The 18,587-nt window shown below is 68.8% G+C and carries 16 protein-coding genes; 6 read left to right on the top strand and 10 right to left on the bottom strand.

Annotated elements, in window-relative coordinates; translation table 11 throughout:
- Positions 1-14: 14 nt before the first annotated feature.
- On the bottom strand, positions 15-1,796 hold the full coding sequence (locus KHO22_RS16455) for an OPT/YSL family transporter (protein ID WP_211948222.1): 1,782 nt from the start codon (positions 1,794-1,796) through the stop codon (positions 15-17).
- Positions 1,797-1,933: 137 nt separating this feature from the next.
- Here KHO22_RS16455 and KHO22_RS16460 point away from each other — a divergent pair, with 137 nt between their 5' ends.
- Genes KHO22_RS16460 through KHO22_RS16470 form a run of 3 tightly spaced genes read left to right on the top strand, consistent with a single transcriptional unit; the run spans position 1,934 to position 4,285 of the window.
- Positions 1,934-3,619: an FAD-dependent oxidoreductase gene (locus KHO22_RS16460; RefSeq protein ID WP_211948223.1), complete on the top strand. Its 1,686-nt coding sequence runs from the start codon at positions 1,934-1,936 to the stop codon at positions 3,617-3,619.
- A complete protein-coding gene (locus KHO22_RS16465; protein WP_211948224.1) occupies positions 3,609-3,782 on the top strand; it encodes a hypothetical protein in 174 nt (57 codons plus the stop codon). Before KHO22_RS16460 ends, KHO22_RS16465 begins: the two co-directional genes overlap by 11 nt.
- A 44-nt stretch (positions 3,783-3,826) precedes the next feature.
- Positions 3,827-4,285: a MarR family winged helix-turn-helix transcriptional regulator gene (locus KHO22_RS16470; RefSeq protein WP_211948225.1), complete on the top strand. Its 459-nt coding sequence runs from the start codon at positions 3,827-3,829 to the stop codon at positions 4,283-4,285.
- Here the strand turns inward: KHO22_RS16470 and KHO22_RS16475 are convergent.
- Positions 4,282-4,737, bottom strand: a complete 456-nt coding sequence (locus tag KHO22_RS16475) for a YccF domain-containing protein (protein ID WP_211948226.1) — start codon at positions 4,735-4,737, stop codon at positions 4,282-4,284. The genes KHO22_RS16470 and KHO22_RS16475 overlap by 4 nt on opposite strands.
- A gap of 393 nt (positions 4,738-5,130) precedes the next feature.
- Between KHO22_RS16475 and KHO22_RS16480 the strand changes: the two genes are divergently transcribed.
- Positions 5,131-6,063: a 2-hydroxyacid dehydrogenase gene (locus tag KHO22_RS16480; protein ID WP_211948227.1), complete on the top strand. Its 933-nt coding sequence runs from the start codon at positions 5,131-5,133 to the stop codon at positions 6,061-6,063.
- Positions 6,064-6,088: 25 nt separating this feature from the next.
- Here the strand turns inward: KHO22_RS16480 and KHO22_RS16485 are convergent, their stop codons facing one another.
- Genes KHO22_RS16485 through zwf form a run of 5 tightly spaced genes read right to left on the bottom strand, consistent with a single transcriptional unit; the run spans position 6,089 to position 11,372 of the window.
- The gene (locus KHO22_RS16485) at positions 6,089-7,459 is read right to left on the bottom strand and encodes a sensor histidine kinase (RefSeq protein WP_211948228.1); all 1,371 of its coding nucleotides are present in this window, start codon (positions 7,457-7,459) and stop codon (positions 6,089-6,091) included.
- Positions 7,459-8,157: a response regulator gene (locus tag KHO22_RS16490; RefSeq protein WP_211948229.1), complete on the bottom strand. Its 699-nt coding sequence runs from the start codon at positions 8,155-8,157 to the stop codon at positions 7,459-7,461. Before KHO22_RS16490 ends, KHO22_RS16485 begins: the two co-directional genes overlap by 1 nt.
- 27 nt (positions 8,158-8,184) lie before the next feature.
- On the bottom strand, positions 8,185-9,219 hold the full coding sequence (locus tag KHO22_RS16495) for a glucokinase (RefSeq protein ID WP_211948230.1): 1,035 nt from the start codon (positions 9,217-9,219) through the stop codon (positions 8,185-8,187).
- 8 nt (positions 9,220-9,227) lie between these two features.
- Positions 9,228-9,908, bottom strand: coding sequence for a 6-phosphogluconolactonase (gene pgl, locus KHO22_RS16500; RefSeq protein WP_211948231.1), 681 nt, complete (start codon positions 9,906-9,908; stop codon positions 9,228-9,230).
- 15 nt (positions 9,909-9,923) lie between these two features.
- The gene (gene zwf, locus KHO22_RS16505; protein WP_211948232.1) at positions 9,924-11,372 is read right to left on the bottom strand and encodes a glucose-6-phosphate dehydrogenase; all 1,449 of its coding nucleotides are present in this window, start codon (positions 11,370-11,372) and stop codon (positions 9,924-9,926) included.
- A 257-nt stretch (positions 11,373-11,629) separates the two neighbouring features.
- Here zwf and edd point away from each other — a divergent pair, with 257 nt between their 5' ends.
- Complete coding sequence (edd, locus tag KHO22_RS16510; RefSeq protein ID WP_211948233.1) at positions 11,630-13,465, top strand: phosphogluconate dehydratase; 1,836 nt, start codon at positions 11,630-11,632, stop codon at positions 13,463-13,465.
- Here the strand turns inward: edd and KHO22_RS16515 are convergent.
- From KHO22_RS16515 to KHO22_RS16525, 3 genes are all read right to left on the bottom strand, one after another.
- Entirely contained in the window at positions 13,462-13,635 is a 174-nt protein-coding gene (locus KHO22_RS16515; RefSeq protein WP_211948234.1) for a hypothetical protein, read from the bottom strand. The genes edd and KHO22_RS16515 overlap by 4 nt on opposite strands.
- A gap of 215 nt (positions 13,636-13,850) precedes the next feature.
- The gene (locus KHO22_RS16520) at positions 13,851-14,756 is read right to left on the bottom strand and encodes a helix-turn-helix domain-containing protein (RefSeq protein WP_230426898.1); all 906 of its coding nucleotides are present in this window, start codon (positions 14,754-14,756) and stop codon (positions 13,851-13,853) included.
- Between the two features lie 100 nt (positions 14,757-14,856).
- Positions 14,857-16,104, bottom strand: a complete 1,248-nt coding sequence (locus KHO22_RS16525; RefSeq protein WP_211948235.1) for an MFS transporter — start codon at positions 16,102-16,104, stop codon at positions 14,857-14,859.
- Positions 16,105-16,403: 299 nt separating this feature from the next.
- Here KHO22_RS16525 and KHO22_RS16530 point away from each other — a divergent pair, with 299 nt between their 5' ends.
- Positions 16,404-18,530 carry a TonB-dependent receptor family protein gene (locus KHO22_RS16530; RefSeq protein WP_211948236.1) on the top strand — a complete coding sequence of 709 codons (2,127 nt, stop codon included), beginning with the start codon at positions 16,404-16,406 and terminating at the stop codon, positions 18,528-18,530.
- Positions 18,531-18,587 lie beyond the last annotated feature (57 nt).

The raw sequence follows: 18,587 nt of genomic DNA on the forward strand, positions 1-18,587 counted from the left end.
AGAAAATTTGACATTCAGCCACGTGTGACGGCAAGCAGTCCTGCCATGCCGATGGCCATCGCCGCGAGCGCGTCGCCGGCGATCATCCCGCCGCCGATCAGCGACATGGTGCTCATGTCCTCCGGCATGGACCGGCTCGGCCGGCGTGCGCCGAACCGTTCGGCGAGGCCCGCCACGACGCCGCCCGCCGCCATCCAGGCCGCGGCAGGCAGGTTGACGAATCCGCCGAACGACGAGGCATAGGGAGAAGGCAGCAGGACAGCGTCCAGCGCGAAATCCACCGTCCGTCCCGCTTTGCCGGACACTGCGAAACGCCGGTATCCGGCTTGCGCCCGCAGCGCCTTGCGCAGCACTTCCGTCACTAGGCCGATCGCGATCCCGATGATGACCGCAAGGTGCTGATAGCCGCGCGCCTCGGCCAGCCCGCGCAGCACGCCGACAATCTTGTAGGTCATGGCGGAAGTCCAGCGCGCCGGCTGCTGGTCGGCCGTGAGCGTGGTCTGGTCCAGCGCCAGCACCGGATACGCCTGCATGAACAGCCGCGCCAGCGCCACGGCGAGCAGCGCGCCGACGATGATCCCGGCCACCTGGTAGCCGAACTGCACCATGCGGCTGCTGCCGAGGCGCCAGCCGGTGGAGCGGTCCTGTTGCATGTCGCAGGCCTCGGCGGTGGACACCAGCAGCACGGTCGCGGCGATCAGGCCGACATGTGGCGCGCGCAGCCCGGCAGCGGCCATCAGGATCACGCACAGCACGAATGCCGACGAGATCGGGTTCTGGTCCACCATGCCCACGGAAATACCATTGACCAGTGCGAACACCAGCACCAGCAGCACCGCCATGAGCTGGTAGCCCGGCGGCTGCCCGAACCAGGCCACGCCCGCGGCCACCACGGCCGCACCCCAGAGCAGCACCCATGCGGCCACCCAGCGCATGTCGGCCCCGCTGGCTTGCCGCGTCGCGGCCGCAGCCCCGCCCCGCCACTGTCGCCATGCACGTGCCAGCAGCAACGAGACGTCGACCACCGCCGCACCCACGATCATGCCCAGCGCGATCAGGAAGGTGATCTTGCGGAATGGATCGCCCGGGGCCAGCCAGCCGATCGAGACGAAGGTCGGCGTCATGATCCAGCCCGCGAGGCCGCCCGTCAGCGCCGCGATGCCGATGCGCGCGCCGACGATCATCCCGGCCCCCAGGGTCGAGGCTGACACATCGAATGCCGCCAGCGGCGCCAGCCGGGCCAGCCAGAGCCCGCTGGCCAGCCCTGCCGCCATGCCGCCAGCCAGGCGCGACACCGAACGGCGCAGCAACAGCGGATCCGTCAGCGCGCGCAGGATATTGGCCACGGCCAGACCTGACGGGAAGGTCAGCTGCATGCGATCGACCAGCAGCGGCGTATAGAGCATGCCAACGCCGACGCCATACATGCCGATGCACAGCAAGTATCCGAGCAGTTGCCATAGCGGCGGCTGCGCCAGCCCGAGCCAGCTCATTGCCTGGATCACCACGGCCATGCCGCCCATGCCGGCGACCGACGCCGCCGCGGTCTGGATGTAGTTGGCCCCGTGCCGGCCCGGTGCCCCGTAGCCGCAAGTCACGACCGAGCCGAGGATGCCGGCCAGCACCTGCCCGCCGACGAAGAAGCCGAGCGAGAAGTTCATGTACGCCGCGGCAATCCCGCCCAGCGGCCCAAGCACCAGCATGCCCGCCGCGCCGAGCAGCAGATGGTATTGCCAGCTCCCGGGCGCGGGCAGCCAGTTCAGGCGGGGAGCGGCTTCTGACGGAACGGAAGGCATGACAAGGGACAGAGTGCCGGACAAGTGCTTCAGGCAAAGCATAGGCGAGAGATCCGTCCGGCGGGGTTTACACTAGTTTCGTGCGCAACTATCTCGCCGATATAGTTGCGCACACAACCACATTGCAGAGCTTGTCCATGCCAGACCTTTCCGCCCCCGCCTGCACGGCAATCCCCGCGCCGCCGGCCACCGAAGCGCGGCCGTGGCCGTCTTCCGTTCCGGTGCTGATCGCCGGCGGCGGGCCGGTCGGGCTTGCCCTGAGCGCACTGCTCGCGCGGCACGGCATTGCCTCGCTCGTGGTGGAGGCCGATGACGGCTACTGCGCGGGCAGCCGCGCCATCTGCATGTCGCGCCGCTCGCTGGAGATCCTCGGATGGGTCGGCGCCGACCAGGCCACCGTCGACAAGGGCCTGCCCTGGGTGGGCGGACGCAGCTACTACCGCGATGCCGAGGTGCTGCATTTCCGCATGCCGAGCGAACCCGGCGAGCGTTTCGCGCCCATGGTCAATATTCAGCAGTACTACCTGGAGGCCTTCGCCCACCAGGCCGCGCTGGCCTGCGGTCCGCACGCCGACGTGCGCTTCGGCGCGCGCGTGGCTGCCGTGCGCCACGAGGCCGACGGCGTCGGCGCGGACCTCGAGACCACGCAGGGCATCCGGCAGGTCCGCGCCCAATGGCTGGTGGCCTGCGACGGCGGCCGCAGCACCGTGCGCGAACAGCTTGGCCTGCGCATGGCGGGCACGCAGTACGAAGGCCGCTACGTGATCGTCGATATCGTGCAGAAGACGCGGCGCGACGTGGAGCGGCTGGCCTGGTTCGATCCGCCGTCCAATCCGGGCTCGACCATCCTGATGCATCGCCAGCCCGATGACGTCTGGCGCATCGACTACCGGATCCGCGACGACGAGGACCCGGTCGAAGCCGTCAAACCCGAAAACGTGCTGCCGCGCGTGCAGAGCCACCTCGACATGATCGGCGAGACCGAACCGTGGGAACCGCTGTGGATCTCGATCTACAACGCCAAGTGCCTGACGCTCGATGCGTACCGGCATGGCCGCGTGCTGTTCGCCGGCGACGCGGCGCACCTGGTGCCGATCTTCGGTGTGCGCGGGCTCAACTCGGGGCTCGACGATGCCGGCAACCTGGCCTGGAAGCTCGCCTGGGTCATCCAGGGCCGCGCCGACGCGAGCCTGCTCGATTCCTACTCGACCGAACGCGTCCATGCCACGCGGCAGAATATTGCCTACGGTGCCAAGAGCACTGAGTTCATGGCGCCGCCCAATTTCGCTTTCAGCCTGATGCGCGAGGCGACGCTGCGCCTGGCGCTCGACCAGCCGGCGGTGCGCTCGCTGATCAACCCGCGCCAGTCGGCACCGATCGCTTATACCGCCGCGGGCTCGGCACTGAACGGCCCGTCGGACTTCGGCAACGACTGCCTCGGCGCCGCACCCGGCATGCCCGCGCCGGAAGCGCGCCTGGACGGCGAACACCTGACTGCCAGCTTCGGGCGGCGCTTCACGCTGCTGTGGTTCGGCAATAGCGCGCCTGTACCGGCTGAACTGGCGGCATTTGCGCAGACGCATGCCACGAATCTGCAGCTTCGCGTGGTGGTTCCCGCCGGCAGCACGCCGCAGCCCGGCGCGCTGGCCGATCTCGATGGCCACGCCTTCGGGCGCTATGGCGCGCAGGCGGGCACGCTGTACGTGATCCGTCCGGACGGCTATGTCCTCGCGCGCTGGCGCGCGCCGCAAGCGGAGCAGGTCCGCGACGTCCTCGCCCCCTTCCTGCAACCCCCCGCTGACGGAGTCCGCCATGCAAGCTGAAGAACTCGATCTCGCCTACACCCGCCTGTGCGAAGCCGTGGCCGGCGTTGGCCAGGACAAGGCGCCGCTGCTGCTCGCCATGGTTTGCCTGGGCCTGATGAGCCGACAGGAAGCGCTCGCCCCCGTGCTCGACCTGATCGAAACCGCCGAGGCGCGGGTGTAAAGTTCCCGCGGGTGTAAAGTCCCGTCTCCCCGCACGGATCCGATATGAAAGCCCTGCCCCGCCTGGACCAGTTCCTGACCTACCGCCTGCATCAGGTCAACAAGCTCAGCGACAAGGACAGCGCCTACGCTTACCTCGAGCAATGCGGCCTGCTGCTCAGCGAAGGCCGCTGCCTGGCCGCCATTGGCGCGTTCGCGCCGCTATCGGTCAATGCGCTGGCGCAGAAGGCCAACCTGACCAAGGGCCAGGCGAGCCGCTCGGCGCAAGCGCTGGTGGATCGCGGCCTGGTCAGCAAGTCCGCAAGCGAGGCCGACGGGCGCGGCGTGGTGCTGGCACTGACGCCGCAAGGCAAGCCCATGTATCGGCAGGCCATTGCGATGATCGCCAGACGCAACGAGGAGATCTTCGGCTGCCTGAACGAGGAGGAGCAGGCGGTGCTGGGGAGTCTGCTCGACCGGCTGGTTGCCCACGCCATGCGCGACAACCAGTCCGGGGACGCTTAGCGCCTCAGTCCATCCACGTGCGCACGCGCCCCATCGCGCCGCGCGGCCTCGGCCACCTCATTGCTCACCACCGTCTGCCCGATCGGTGCCAGCGCGATGCCGGCGAGCTTCAGGTGCTGGATGGCGAACGGAATGCCGATGATGGTCACGAAGCAGGCGATGGCCGACATCACGTGGCCGATCGCCAGCCAGATCCCGGCAAAGAGGAACCACAGCACATTGCCGACCATGCCGAGTGCGCCGGTGCCGATGTCGTCGCGCTGGTTCAGTTCGCGCCGGCCGATCGCCTGCTTGCCGAACGGAAAGAACGTGAAACTGCCGATCACGAAGCAGGCCTTGCCCCATGGGATGCCGACGATCGAGCAGAAGGCCAGCAGCCCCGCGAGCCACCAGGCCAGGCCCATGAAGACGCCGCCAAGGATGAACCAGAGGAAATTGCCGATCGCGCGCATGCATGAATTCCGGAAGTGAAGGACAGCGCGATGATACGCGCGTGCCAAAGCGTACCCGTTTCTGCGTGCATGGCAAAAGCGTCGAGACGCCCGGGATTTGCTGCCGCAAGTGCCGCGCCGGAGAGCACAAACGCCGCCTTTTCCTGAAGCGCGGCGCCACCATGCGTACCCGTTTCTGCGTGCGTACCTGTTTCTGCGTACGCTGTTCCTGGTCAGGCGTACCCGTTTCTGCGTGCCCGCCATTGGGCACATCTTCTTTACCGGACACATTCGCGCGGCACCCTGGCAGGGACAGGGCCGGCCGGCGCATATGGCGCAGCGGCGCTAGAATGTGCGCCTCGTCTCCCTTCCGCCATACGCCGTGACCACGGCAGTGCCCCGCAGTCTCCCGTCATGAAGCCCGTCCTGCTTGTCCTGAACCCGATGTCGCCACAACACCTCGCCAGCCTTGGCGAGCGATTCACCGTGCACTACGCGCCCGATGCGGCCGCGCGTGCCGACGCCGTAGCCACGCATGGCAGCACGGCGCGGGCGGTGCTCACGATGGGCTCGATCGGCCTGACGGCGACTGAAATCGACGCCATGCCGCGGCTCGAACTGGTCTGCGCGCTGGGCGCCGGCTACGAGAACATCGCGCACGAACATGCCCGCGCGCGCGGCATTGCCGTGGCCAACGGCGCCGGCACCAATGACAGTTGCGTGGCCGACCACGCCATGGCGCTGCTGCTGGCCGCGGTGCGCGCGGTACCTCAACTGGACATCGCCACGCGCGCCGGCCAGTGGCGTGACACGCTGCCGCTGAGTCCGAATTTCTCGGGCAGGCGGATGGGCATCGTCGGCCTGGGGACCATCGGCCGGCGCATCGCGCGGCGTGGCGAAGGGTTCGACCTGGAAATCGGCTATCACAACCGCACGGCGCGTACCGACACGACGTACCGGTATTTCGACAGCGTGAGCGCGCTGGCGCAGTGGGCCGACTACCTTGTCATCGCGACGCCCGGCGGCGCCGGCACGCGTCACCTCGTGGACGCCGGCGTGCTGGCCGCACTGGGCCCGAACGGCTTTCTCGTCAACATCGCACGCGGCAGCGTGGTGGACACCGCCGCGCTCGCGCAAGCGCTGCACGCGGGTACGGTTCGCGGTGCCGGCCTCGATGTCTACGAGAGCGAACCGGCGCCCCCCATGGTGCTGCTGGACTGCCCGAACCTCGTCTTGACCCCGCACATGGGCGGCTGGTCGCCGGAAGCGATCCAGGCGTCGGTGGACCAGTTCCTCGAGAATGCCCGCCGCCACTTCGCCGGCGAGCCGCTGCTGACGCCGGTCTGAGCGGCTTACCTGCTCGCTTGCCTGCTCAGGCGGCCGGGAACGTCACGCGTACGCGCAGGCCCGGAGCCGCGTCCTCCAGCACGAGGCGGGCGCCGTGCGACTGCGCGATCTCGGCCACGATGGCCAGCCCGAGTCCGCTGCCGCCCGTCGGGGCATCGGGCAGGCGGTAGAAGCGGTCGAATACGCGCCCGCGCTCGGCTGCCGGAATGCCCGGCCCGTTGTCGCTGACCACCAGTTCCACCTCATGGCCGCCTTGCACGTGCCTCACCTGCACGTCGACGCGGCTGCCGCGCGGAATGTACGCCAGCGCGTTGTCGATCAGGTTGGTCAGCAGGATGCGCAGGGCATCGGCATCGCCGCGTATACGTATGGGGCATGCGGGGCGTATGGGGCGTATGGGGCGGGCCGCCGGCAGGCTGTCCGCGTCCATGCCGAGGTCGATTTCCCGGTCGAGCGCGGCCTGGGCCATGTCGGCCACCACGCCGGCGGCCAGATCGGGCAAGTCCAGCGGGTCATGGGGCAGCGTCACCGCGCCGGGCTCCTGGCGCGCCAGCGTCAGCAACTGAGCCACCAGATGGGTCAGGCGCTCCAGGCCCTGGCGCAGCTTGCCGAGCGCCTCGCGCCGGGCCTGCGGATCTTCGGCGCGCTCCACCAATTGCGCCTGCAATTGCAGTGCCGTCAGCGGCGTGCGCAGCGCGTGCGCGGCATCGGCCACGAATGCGCGCTGGGTGTCCAGCGCATGCGACAGCCGCGCCAGGAGCTGGTCGAGTGCGTGGCTGAGCGGCGCGATCTCGTCCGGCATCGGGCGCACGGCCAGCGGCGCGAGCGAGCTGGCGTCGCGCGCCCGCACTTGGGTGGCGATCTCGCGCAAGGGCCGCAGGCCGCGGCCCACCGCCATCCATACCAGCCAGGCCAGCAACGGCAGCAGGAGCAGCAGCGGCGCCACGGTGCGCAGCGCCATGCGCGCGGCCAGCGTCCGTCGCGCACTCATGGGCTGCGCGATCTGCACCACGGCGGGACCCAGCTGCATGCTGTAGAGCCGCCATTCGCCTTCGGCGGTGCTGACATTGGAGAAACCCAGTTCCGCCCGCGCCGGCAGGGCCGGATGCGCGTGCGAGAGGTACAGGCTGCGGCCGGAGCCATCCCAGATATGGATGACCACGTCCTCGTCCGCGTGCAGCAGGTCGGCGCCGGCCCCACCCTCGACGAAAAACGGCGGCGCCACCGGGACGGCGAACTGGCTCGGCAGCGCGGCCGCGACCTGCTTCATCTGGTAGTCGAACAGGGCATTGGCTTCCTGGCGGGCCTGCCCGTAGATCAGCACGGTCGCCATGGCGATGCCGGCGAGCAGGCCGGCGGCAAGCCACCACAGCAGGGTTCGCTGGATCGAGCGCATCAGTGTCCTGCTTCCTCTTCGAGCCGGGGCACGACATAGCCCACGCCACGGATATTGCGGATCAGCGCGGCGCCGAACTTCTTGCGCAGCGCGTGGATATAGACCTCCACGGTGTTGCTGCCCACCTCGTCATCCCAGCCGTAGAGGCGCTCCTGCAGCTGCGCCACCGACCAGACCTTGCCCGGGCGCGCCATCAGCGCCGACAGCAGCGAGAATTCGCGCGCGGACAGCCGCACCGGCTCGCCGCTCAGCGTCACTTCCCGCGTCGCCGGGTTGAGCGAAATGGTCCCGTAGCTGAGGACCGGCTCGGCCCGGCCTTCGGCGCGGCGCGCCAGCGCGTGCATGCGCGCGGCCAGTTCCTGCAGGTCGAACGGCTTGACGAGGTAGTCGTCCGCGCCCGCATTGAGCCCGGCCACGCGATCTGCCACCGCGTCGCGCGCGGTCAGGATCAGCACCGGCGTGGACACGCCGCGCGCGCGCAGGGCACGCAGCACGTCGAGGCCCGGGAGGCGCGGCAGCCCGAGGTCGAGCAGGACCACGTCATAGCAGGCCGCGTCGGCGCAGCCACCGGTGGGCGTCGCGGCAGCAAGTCCGGCCTCGCCGTCCTGCACCCAGTCCACGGCAAACCCTTCCTGGCGCAGCGCGAGCTTCACGCTGTCGCCGATCATGGCATCGTCTTCCACCAGCAACACGCGCATGTCTTTTCCGATCTCTTATCCGATCTCTTATCCGATCTGTGGCTGGCCGGGATGGAGCGCATCCGCCAGCGCGCGCGCCAGCCCCGGCAGCGCGGGATAGCTGGCGGTGATCACATACACCGGCAGCTTGTCGAGGTAGCCCTGCATGCGGCCCTTGGCGACGAAGCGCGCGTTGAACGTGGACGCCTGCAGCGCCGGCACGAAACGCGGCAGGATGCCGCCGCCCAGGTAGACGCCGCCGAGCGCGCCCAGCACCAGCGCCACATCTGCCGCAACCGAGCCGAGCAGGCCGAAGAAGACCGCCATGGTGCGCTCGCAGAGCGGATCGTGTCGCTCGAACGCCCCCGTGGTGACCTGCTCCGGCGTCAGCGGCACGTCGGGGGGCGTACCCGTTTCTGCGGACAGCGCGGCGTGGATATGCGACAGGCCCATGCCCGACAAAAGCCGCTCCGCCGACACGCGTCCGAGGGTGCGGTGCGCGGCTTGCCAGGCGATCCACTCGTCGTCGGTCACGGGCATCAGCTCGATATGGCCGCCCTCGCCCGCCAGCGCGACCGCGACCCCGGCGGCGGACGGCACCAGCCCCGAGACCCCGAGCCCGGTGCCGGGTCCCACCAGCGCACGCGGCGCAGTGGCCACGGCCTGGCCGGGCCGCACCTGCACGAGATCGCTCGCGCCGAGGTAAGGCAAGGCCAGCGCCAGCGAGGTGAAGTCGTTGATGGCGACCAGCCGCTCCAGGCCCACCGCCCGCCGCGTAGCCTCGATCGAGAAAGCCCAGTCGTGGTTGGTCAGCCTGACCTGGTCACCCGTGACCGGGTTGGCCAGGCCGATGGCCGCATGACGCGGCAGCGTGGCACCGGCGGCGCGCAGCCCGTCAAGGTAGTGGCGCATGGCCGCTTCGAGCGACGGATGGTCCGCCACCTTCAGCGCGGTCACCGCGCCGATCTGCATGGGCGCGGTTTCGAGCGCGAAGCGCACGTTGGTGCCGCCTACGTCGGCAAGCAGGCGCGGGTAGGTGCGCGGGTAGGTGGTATCGCCGACAGGCACGGCCGAAGCAGTCATGGCATCGCTCACGCGCGGAAGATATCGAAGCCGCGCCGCTGGTTGGCCAGCAAGATGCTGACTGGCAAGGCGGGCGCAGGCCCTTCCTTGGCGCGGTCCAGTACCTTGCCTTTCTCCTCGCCGGCGACGGCCAGGAACGTGCGCTCGGCGCCCAGCAGCGCGGCCAGGTTCAGCGTCACGCGGACATGCGGCGCGGCCGCCGGATGCGTGACCAGGTAGCCGGGCCTGGGGTCGCTCAGCGCGGCCTGCAGTTCGGGCGCGTCGGGAAAGAGCGACGCGGTATGTCCGTCCTCGCCCATGCCCAGCACCACGACGTCGGGCTGGCGGAACGCCTGGTTCAGGCGCGCCACCGCGCGCGCCGGCTCGGCGACCTCGTCGGCGTCAGCGATCAGCGGCACGAACGCGGCGCTGGCCGCGGCCTCGCGCAGCAGGTGCGCGCGGACCATCCCGCCGTTGCTGTCGGGATGGTCGGGCGGCACCACCCGCTCGTCGACCAGCGTGACGGTCACGGCTTCCCAGCGCACGGGCCGGTAGCGCAGGCGCTCGAACATCGGCACCGGCGAGCGCCCGCCCGACACCGCGAGCACGGCCCAGCCGTTGACGCGGATCGCCAGGTCCAGCGCATGGCCGACGGAGATCGCCAGCGCTTCGGCCTGGTCCATCAACGTTGCATGTTCGAACTCGCGCATGGCCGTGTCTCCGGGTCAGGCTTCCTCATGCCACAGGGCGTCGTCGCGCGACATCAGCGCCGACGAGGCGGCCGGGCCCCACGTGCCGGCGGTATACGGCTTGGGCGGCACGTTGCTCTCTTCCCAGGTGTCGAGGATCGGCTCCACCCAGCGCCACGCCTGCACCTGCTCGTCACGCCGCACGAACAGGCCCAGCCGGCCGCGGATCACGTCGAGCAACAGGCGCTCGTAGGCACCGGCGCGGCGCACCTTGAACGAGTTGGCGAAATCGAGATCGAGCGACGTCGGCGTCAGCTCCAGCGTGTCGCCGGGCTGCTTGACCAGGAAGTACAGCCGGATGCTCTCTTCGGGCTGCAGCTGGATCACCAGCCGGTTCTGCGGCGACAGCGTCAGCGGGCGCGGGAAGATGGCGTGCGGCACATCGCGGAAATGGACCACGATCTCGGCCACGCGCGACTGCATGCGCTTGCCGGTGCGCAGGTAGAACGGCACGCCTTCCCAGCGCCAGTTGGCGATCTCGGCCTTGATCGCAACGAAGGTCTCGGTACGGCTGTCGGCGGCGATGCCCTTCTCGTCGAGGTAGCCCGGCACCGGCTTGCCGCCAATGGCCCCGGCCCGGTACTGGCCGCGCACGGTCTTCTCGGCCACCGCCTGCGGCGTGATCGGCTTGAGCGCCTTGAGGATCTTGATCTTCTCGTCGCGGATGGCGTCTTCCGACAGGCTGGCCGGTGGCTCCATGGCCACCATGCACAGCAGTTGCAGCAGGTGGTTCTGCACCATGTCGCGCAGCGCGCCAGTCTGGTCGTAGAAGTCGCCGCGCGTCTCGACGCCGAGCTCCTCGGCAATGGTGATCTGCACGTCCTGCACCCATTCGCGCCGCCACAGCGGCTCGAACAGCGCGTTGCCGAAGCGGATCGCCATCAGGTTCTGCACCGACTCCTTGCCCAGGTAGTGATCGATGCGATAGATCTGATCCTCGGCGAAGAACTTCGCCACGGCAGCGTTGATCGCTTCCGAGGATTCGAGGTCGTGCCCCAGCGGCTTTTCCAGCACGATGCGCACATTGGGCGTGTTCAGCCCGGTGCGCGCCAGCTGTTCGCAGATCGGCACGAACAGGTGCGGCGCGGTGGCCAGGTAGCACACCACCACTTCAGGACGGCGCGACAGTACCTTTTCGGCGAGCGCGTCGAAGTGCGCCGGCACGCGTGCATCGGCCTGCACGTAGCAGATGCGGGCCAGGAACGCGGCCCATGACTCGGGCGGCGCATGCGCCAGGCCCGGGCGCACGCCCTGCTCCAGCGAATCGAGGTAGTCCTGCTGGCTGAGCGGCTGGCTGCCGGTGGCCAGGATACGGGCCTGCGGATGCAGCAGCCCGGCATGATGGGCGTCAAAAAGGGATGGCAACAGCTTGCGCCGCGCCAGGTCGCCGGTGCCGCCGAACAGCACCATGTCGAAATCAGGCATGCTCACCGTGGACTCCTTGAAGGATGGCGGTCAGAACACTGCGAGCGCTGCGAGCGCGGCCCTGCCCGATGCGGCCCCATGGATTGAGTGTCTGCCCGCGGCGCATAAGTTCCGGGCAGTTTACGTGAGTCGGCGCCGCTTGGCGAGGCGCGCGAGCCACAAGCGTACCCGTTTCTGCGTGACCCGAGCCGGTCCCGTGGCGCGTGCAGCGTGCCGCGAAGTGCGCTAGGCTGGAAGCAACCCCGCAGGAGAATCCTATGCCTCGTCACCCAGTCCTCGAACGGGTCACGGCCCGCATCGTCTCGCGCAGCGGCCCTTCCCGGCAGGCTTACCTCGACCGCACCCGCGCCATGGCGGGCCAGAAGGTCGAGCGCACCCAGCTTTCCTGTACCAACCTTGCGCACGCCGTGGCGGCCATGCCGGACGAGGCCAAGATCCGTCTCAAGGCCGACGAACGGCCGAATCTGGCGATCGTCTCGGCGTACAACGACATGCTGTCGGCGCACCAGCCGCTTGCAGCCTTTCCGCAATGGCTGAAGGAAGCGGCGCTGGAGGCTGGCGGCACCGCGCAGTTCGCCGGCGGCACGCCGGCCATGTGCGACGGCGTGACCCAGGGGCAGGACGGCATGGACCTGTCGCTGTTTTCGCGCGATGTGATCGCGCTGGCCACGGCGGTAGCGCTGTCGCACCAGATGTTCGACGGCGCGCTGTACCTGGGCGTGTGCGACAAGATCGTGCCAGGGCTGGTGATGGGCGCCCTGTCGTTCGGCCACCTGCCCGCGGTGTTCGTGCCCGGCGGGCCGATGACCACCGGCATGAGCAACGACGAAAAGGCGCACGTGCGCCAGCTCTACGCCGAAGGCAAGATCGGCCGCAAGGAACTGCTCGAAGCCGAGACACGCTCCTACCACGGCCCCGGCACCTGCACGTTCTACGGCACGGCCAACTCCAACCAGATGCTGATGGAGATGATGGGACTGCATCTGCCGGGCACGGCCTTCATCAACCCGAACACGCCGCTGCGCGAGGCGCTCACGCGCGAATCGGCACGGCAGGCGCTGCGCCTCGTGCATGGCGGCGAGCGCTATACGCCGGTAGCCGAGGTGCTGGACGAGCACGCCTTCGTCAACGGCGTCGTCGGCCTGCTGGCCACGGGCGGCTCGACCAACCACACGCTGCACCTGATCGCCATGGCGCGCGTGGCCGGCATTCTGCTGACGTGGGATGACTTCGACGAACTGTCGGCCGCGGTGCCTCTGCTGGCGCGCGTCTACCCGAACGGCAAGGCCGACGTGAACCAGTTCCAGGCCGCGGGCGGGCTGTCCGTGGTGATCCGCGGGCTGCTCGAACTGGGCCTTCTCCATGACGACGTCAACACCGTAGTCGGCCGCGGGCTGGAGGCCTACACGCGCGAGCCGGTGCTGCGCGAAGGCAAGCTTGAATGGATCGACGGGCCGACCGCCACGCTGGACGACACCATCGTGCGCGGTGCCGCGCAGCCATTCCTGCCGGACGGCGGCATCAAGCTGCTCGATGGCAGGCTTGGGCGCGCCGTGATCAAGACCTCCGCGGTGAAGCCCGAGCACCAGGTGGTGGAAGCGCCCGCCATCGTGTTCGAGCACCAGGACGACGTCATCGCTGCGTTCAAGCGCGGGGAACTGGAGCGCGATTTCGTCGCGGTGCTGCCATGGCAAGGGCCGGCGTCATGCGGCATGCCCGAGCTGCACAAGCTCACGCCGACGCTGACGGTGCTGCAGGACCGCGGCTTCCACGTCGCGCTGGTGACCGATGGGCGCATGTCCGGTGCCTCGGGCAAGGTGCCCGCGGCCATCCACGCCTGTCCGGAAGCGCTGAACGGCGGCGGCATCGGACGCGTGCGCAGCGGCGACATGGTGCGCGTCGACGCGCCTGCCGGCGTGCTGACCGTGCTGGTGCCCGATGCCGAGTGGGATGCGCGCGAGCCCGTGCGCCCCGACCTCAGCCCCAACCGCCACGGCGTCGGACGCGACCTGTTCGCGACTTTCCGACGCAACGTCAGCGACGCCGAGGCCGGAGCCTGTACGCTGTTCGCCGACGAGGACGCGCGCGCTTAGCCTGCCCGCCGCAGCGGGTTCGCGCGCGGGTCCGGCGTGGCCGTGGGGGGCACGGACCCGGGCGTGACGCCCGGGTCCGGCATGCGCTCTTGCTGGATCGGCACGGCGATCTTGCAGCCGGCGTCCTCCAGCACATGCTTGCTGTCGGCGTCGATATTCCAGTTCCTCAAAAGCGGCTCCTGGCTGTTGGGCGTACCCGTTTCTGCGTGCGCGCGTCGCGATAGCGCTCGGTGTCAACACACCTCCGCGAAGTCTGGGATCAGCCTCCTGAACCCTATGCGATCTCGGACATTCGCCGGCAAACGACGCAATCGCAACCCTGCTTTTCAGAGGGCAAGCGCAAAAGGAAATGGTTTCCGGCACCTGCGGCCGGCGGCGCGTCCGATCAACGCGCGCGGGCGGCGCGCCATGCGCCGGGCGTGATGCCGAACGCGCTACGGAAGCGGTTGTTGAAGTGGCTCGCCGAGGCAAAGCCGGCGCGCGCCGCCACCTCGTTCAGCGGCAGGCGCGCATCGCTCAGCAGCCGCATGGCGCGCTGGAGCCGCGCGCGCAGGATCCACGCATGCGGCGGCATGCCGAAGCTCACGCGGAACATGCGCGCGAAATGGTATTCCGACAGGCCCGCGAGCGCGGCGAGTTCGCCGAGCGTCGGGTTCTGTTCCGGATGGGCCTCGATCCAGTCGCGCACGGCGCGGCGCGCCGTGACGGACAGCCCGCCGCGCCAGTCGGTGCCGGGCCGGTGCGCGGCATGGCTGAGCAGCAGGTGCGTGACGGCGTCATGGGCAAGCGCGTTGCCCGTCATGCGCGCGTCGGGCGCCTGCCAGTCGAGCGCGGCCAGGCGCTGGCCGAGCGCGAACAGGTACGGGTCCTGCGCGAACGTCAGGTCGCGCAGCTGCAGGCCGCGCGGCTCGCGGTCGAGCAGCCGGATGCAGTGCCAGGCTACGTACTCGGGATCGAAATAGAGATGCAGGAAGCGCTGCGTACCGCCCACGTGCCAGCGTGATTCATGATCCGCGGGCAGCACGCAGAGGCGGCCCGGAGCGCCGAGGTTGCCGGGCTGGTCGAGCCGATACGTGGAGTGGCCGCCTTCGAGGTATACCGACAGCGTGTGATGGCCCGGCTGCGCGTACGCGGTGTCGTCATGCCGGTTGCGCCACAGTGCCAGGCCGAGTCCGTCTCCGAGTGCGGTGGCGCGCTCCAGCGACGCGCGCGAGCCCGTCAGCGCGTTGAACACCGCATGGTGTCGCAGCGGATCGGTGCCGGATGGGAGGCGGGTGTCAGGGGCGGCCATGCGCGTCGGATGTGTCCGGGGGACTATACGCGATCCACCGCGGTGGCGTCCGTGACGTCGTGGCGCCCACGCAGAAACGGGTACGCTCGCATGCCGGCGCTCAGCCCGGATGGTCGTGCAGGCGGTCGCGGTGGGTCAGTGCCGGGAACATGCGCATCCACAGCGCCACCACCAGCAGCGTGCCCACGCCGCCGAGGACCACCGCGCCAATCGGGCCCAGCAGCGCCGCCGTCACGCCGGACTCGAACTCGCCCAGCTGGTTGGACGCGCCAATGAAGACCGAGTTGACGGCGCCCACGCGCCCGCGCATGTCGTCGGGCGTATCGAGCTGGACCAGCGTCGAACGCACCACCACGCTGATCATGTCGGACGCGCCGAGCACGACCAGCGCGGCCATCGACAAGGGCAGCCAGTGCGACACGCCGAACACCAGCGTGGCCGCGCCGAATACCGCCACGGCGCCGAACATCACCTTGCCCGCGCGGCGGTTGAGCGGATGCCGGGCCAGCCACAGCGCGGTGACCAGCGCACCGATGGCCGGCGACGAACGCAGCAGCCCCAGGCCCCACGGGCCGGTGTGCAGGATGTCGCGCGCATAGATCGGCAGCAGCGCCGTCGCGCCGCCGAGCAGCACCGCGAACAGGTCCAGCGAGATCGCGCCGAGCAATACCGGCCGGCTGCGGATATAGCCAAACCCCGCAAACAGCGTCTTCACGCTCACCGGCGCGGTCAGCCGCTGGACGGGCTGGCGCAACGTCAGGCCGCTGACCAGGACAGCTGCGACCGCGAACAGCGTGGCGCTCAGCCCATACACCACGCCCGGCCCCGCGACATAGGCAAAGCCGCCAATGGCCGGGCCGATGATGATGGCGGCCTGCCCCGCCGAGCTGGCCAGCGCCACCGCGCGCGGCAACTGGCGCGGCGTCACCACGCTCGGCAGCAGCGCCTGCAGCGTCGGCGTCTCGAACGCGCGCGTGGCGCCGATCAGCGCGACGAACACGAAGATGTGCTCGGGGTTGATCCGGCCCGAGAGGCTTGCCACTGCCATCGCCACGGCGATCAGCGCTTCCAGCGCCTGGCAGGTCCGCACGATGCGCCGGCGGTCGAAGCGGTCGGCCACGTGCCCGGACATCAGGATCAGGACCACCGACGGCAGGAACTGCACCAGCCCCACCAGGCCGAGCATGAACGCGTCGCGCGTCAGGTCGTACATCTGCCATCCGACCGCCACGGTGAAGATCTGGTAGCCGATGGTGGTGCACAGGCGCGCGAACCAGAAGCGACGGAACGAGGTATCGCCGAAGACGCTGTCAGACGCTTCGGCAGTAGTGGCGGCAGGGGAAGACATGGACTGGAGATCGCCGGCGGCAGGCCGGACAGGACAACGTCGGAAGGCGCCGCATCAGGCAGCGCACGCGCGCGCTACGGCAAAGCGGTCATTTTAAGGCGAGGCACGGTTCTTCGTGCCTACAACAGCCGACATTCGCCCACGATTCGGTCAACCATGTCGCAATGTATCAAACATGATGCATGGAAACGACCCCCCTGTTACGTGAATTCGCGTTTGCGAATCATTCGCATTTATAATCGCGCCCAGACGCAACGCATTCTCCACTTTGCGCTGCACGTTTTCCAGGACCTCTCATTTTGCAGCCCGCTTTTCGCCCTACCGGGGGTGCGCTCGGCGCCGCCCTGCTTTTCGTTTCCCTGTCTGCCCAGGCCGCCGATGCCCAGAAGAATGCCGCCGAGACCACGTTGAACTCGGTGACCGTGGTCGGAAACTGGCTTGAAAACCCCAACGCCGCAAAAGTGCTGGAGCATCCTGGCGCGCGCACGATCGTCGACCGCGAGACCTTCGTGGAAAGCGGGGCGACCAATGTGCGCGATGTGCTGCGCCGCATTCCCGGTGTACAGGTTCAGGACAGCAACGGCACCGGCGGCAGCGACATCTCGCTCAACGTCGGGGTACGCGGCCTGACGTCGCGCCTGTCGCCGCGCTCCACCATCATGATGGACGGCATTCCGCTGGCGGTCGCGCCCTATGGCCAGCCACAGCTGTCGATGGCGCCGCTGGCGCTGGGCAACCTGCAGGACGTCGACGTCGTACGCGGCGCCGGCTCGGTACGCTACGGTCCGCAGAACGTGGGCGGCATCATCAACTTCGTGTCGCGCGCGATTCCGCAGACTTTCGCGGCCGAAGCATCGGTCGAGAGCGACATCTACTCGCACGGCGGCAGCGTGAAGACCACGCCGAGCGTCTTCGTCGGTGGCACCAACGAGCAGGGACTCGGTGGCGCGCTGCTGTACTCGGGCACCTACGGCAACGGTTATCGCGAGAGCAATGACCACGTCAATATCGACGACCTGATGCTCAAGGGCGCGTACCGGATCTCGTCGACCGACCAGATTACGGCAGGCTTCCACTACTACGAGGCGCTGGCCGGCATGCCCGGCGGCCTGACTGCGGCCGAGTACGCGGCCAACCCGTTCCAGTCGACCCGGCCGTTCGACAACTTCAGCGGCCGCCGCACCGACTTCAACCTCAAGTACAGCCACGCCGACGCCGATCGCAAGTGGGAAGTGCTGACGTATTACACGGACAGCTTCCGCGGCAGCAATATCCAGAGCCGACCGGCTTCCAACGGGACCGTCACGCTCAACGGCGCGCCGCGCAACTACCACACCTTCGCGATCGAGCCGCGCTACGCGCAGGTGTTCCGCAGCGAGAGCATCAGCCACGAAGTGGGCGTGGGCTACCGCTTCCTGCGCGAGGCATCCGAAGAGCAGGCCACGCGCACGGCCAGCTACCTGCCCGGCAGCACCTTCGACGCCGCCAACGCGCCGATGAAGCTGACCTCGGGCAGCGTCGGCGGCACGACCGCCAACGCGGTCTATATCGACGACACCATCGATATCGGCAACTGGACCATCACGCCGGGCCTGCGCTACGAGTTCATCCGCTCATACGCGACCGCGCTCACGCCGGGCAAGCCGGATGTGCGCTCCGATGTCAGCGCGAATGAGCCGCTGCCCTCGCTGTCGGTGATGTACCACGTGAACGACAAGTGGAACGTGTTCGCCAATGCGGGCGTGTCGTTCGGCCCGATGCAGTACTTCCAGATCGTCCAGAGCACCAACAACCTGCAGCCCGAGAAGGCCAAGACCTATGAACTCGGCACGCACGTGGAAGGGCTCAACGGCTGGGCCGGCGAGCTGACGCTGTTCAACATCGACTTCTCGCAGGAACTGCAACTCAATAATGGCGAGTGGACCAACCTCGGCGCCACCACCCACCGCGGGGTCGAAGCCGGCCTGCGCTACGACTTCAGCAAGATCGCGCCGACGCTGGCCGGGCTGTCGGCCTACGCCACGTACACCTACACGTCGGCCACGTTCAACCAGGGCAACTTTGCCGGCCGCGACCTGCCGTTCTACTCGCGCCACGTCGGCACCGTGGGCATGCGCTACGAGCGCAACCGCTGGTCGTTCAACGTCGATGCCTTTGCGCAATCCAAGCAGCGTTCGCCGGGCGATCCGTCCACGAGCACCGTCTACCAGACGGCCGAAAGCGCCAACGGCGCGCTGGGCGACATTCCGGGCTATATGCTGACGAACATCCGCGCCGGCTATGACATCGGCAAGCATGCCAAGGTCGCGTTCGGCATCAAGAACCTGTTCGACCGCCGGTATTTCACGCGCTCCAACGACCAGAACTTCGGCAAATACGTCGGCATGCCGCGCACGTTTCACGTGCAGGCAACGCTGTCGTACTGATCCGGCAGTCCCGGCAAGGCAAAACGGCCCGCATTGCTGCGGGCCGTTTTGCCTTCT

The sequence above is a fragment of the Cupriavidus yeoncheonensis genome (assembly GCF_905397275.1).
GTDB lineage: Bacteria > Pseudomonadota > Gammaproteobacteria > Burkholderiales > Burkholderiaceae > Cupriavidus > Cupriavidus yeoncheonensis.

Coding starts and splice junctions, on each gene's coding strand:
- KHO22_RS16455 (WP_211948222.1), bottom strand. CDS start 1,796: ATGCCTTCCGTTCCGTCAGAAGCCGCTCCCCGCCTGAACTGGCTGCCC.
- KHO22_RS16460 (WP_211948223.1), top strand. CDS start 1,934: ATGCCAGACCTTTCCGCCCCCGCCTGCACGGCAATCCCCGCGCCGCCG.
- KHO22_RS16465 (WP_211948224.1), top strand. CDS start 3,609: ATGCAAGCTGAAGAACTCGATCTCGCCTACACCCGCCTGTGCGAAGCC.
- KHO22_RS16470 (WP_211948225.1), top strand. CDS start 3,827: ATGAAAGCCCTGCCCCGCCTGGACCAGTTCCTGACCTACCGCCTGCAT.
- KHO22_RS16475 (WP_211948226.1), bottom strand. CDS start 4,737: ATGCGCGCGATCGGCAATTTCCTCTGGTTCATCCTTGGCGGCGTCTTC.
- KHO22_RS16480 (WP_211948227.1), top strand. CDS start 5,131: ATGAAGCCCGTCCTGCTTGTCCTGAACCCGATGTCGCCACAACACCTC.
- KHO22_RS16485 (WP_211948228.1), bottom strand. CDS start 7,459: ATGCGCTCGATCCAGCGAACCCTGCTGTGGTGGCTTGCCGCCGGCCTG.
- KHO22_RS16490 (WP_211948229.1), bottom strand. CDS start 8,157: ATGCGCGTGTTGCTGGTGGAAGACGATGCCATGATCGGCGACAGCGTG.
- KHO22_RS16495 (WP_211948230.1), bottom strand. CDS start 9,219: ATGACTGCTTCGGCCGTGCCTGTCGGCGATACCACCTACCCGCGCACC.
- pgl (WP_211948231.1), bottom strand. CDS start 9,908: ATGCGCGAGTTCGAACATGCAACGTTGATGGACCAGGCCGAAGCGCTG.
- zwf (WP_211948232.1), bottom strand. CDS start 11,372: ATGCCTGATTTCGACATGGTGCTGTTCGGCGGCACCGGCGACCTGGCG.
- edd (WP_211948233.1), top strand. CDS start 11,630: ATGCCTCGTCACCCAGTCCTCGAACGGGTCACGGCCCGCATCGTCTCG.
- KHO22_RS16520 (WP_230426898.1), bottom strand. CDS start 14,756: ATGGCCGCCCCTGACACCCGCCTCCCATCCGGCACCGATCCGCTGCGA.
- KHO22_RS16525 (WP_211948235.1), bottom strand. CDS start 16,104: ATGTCTTCCCCTGCCGCCACTACTGCCGAAGCGTCTGACAGCGTCTTC.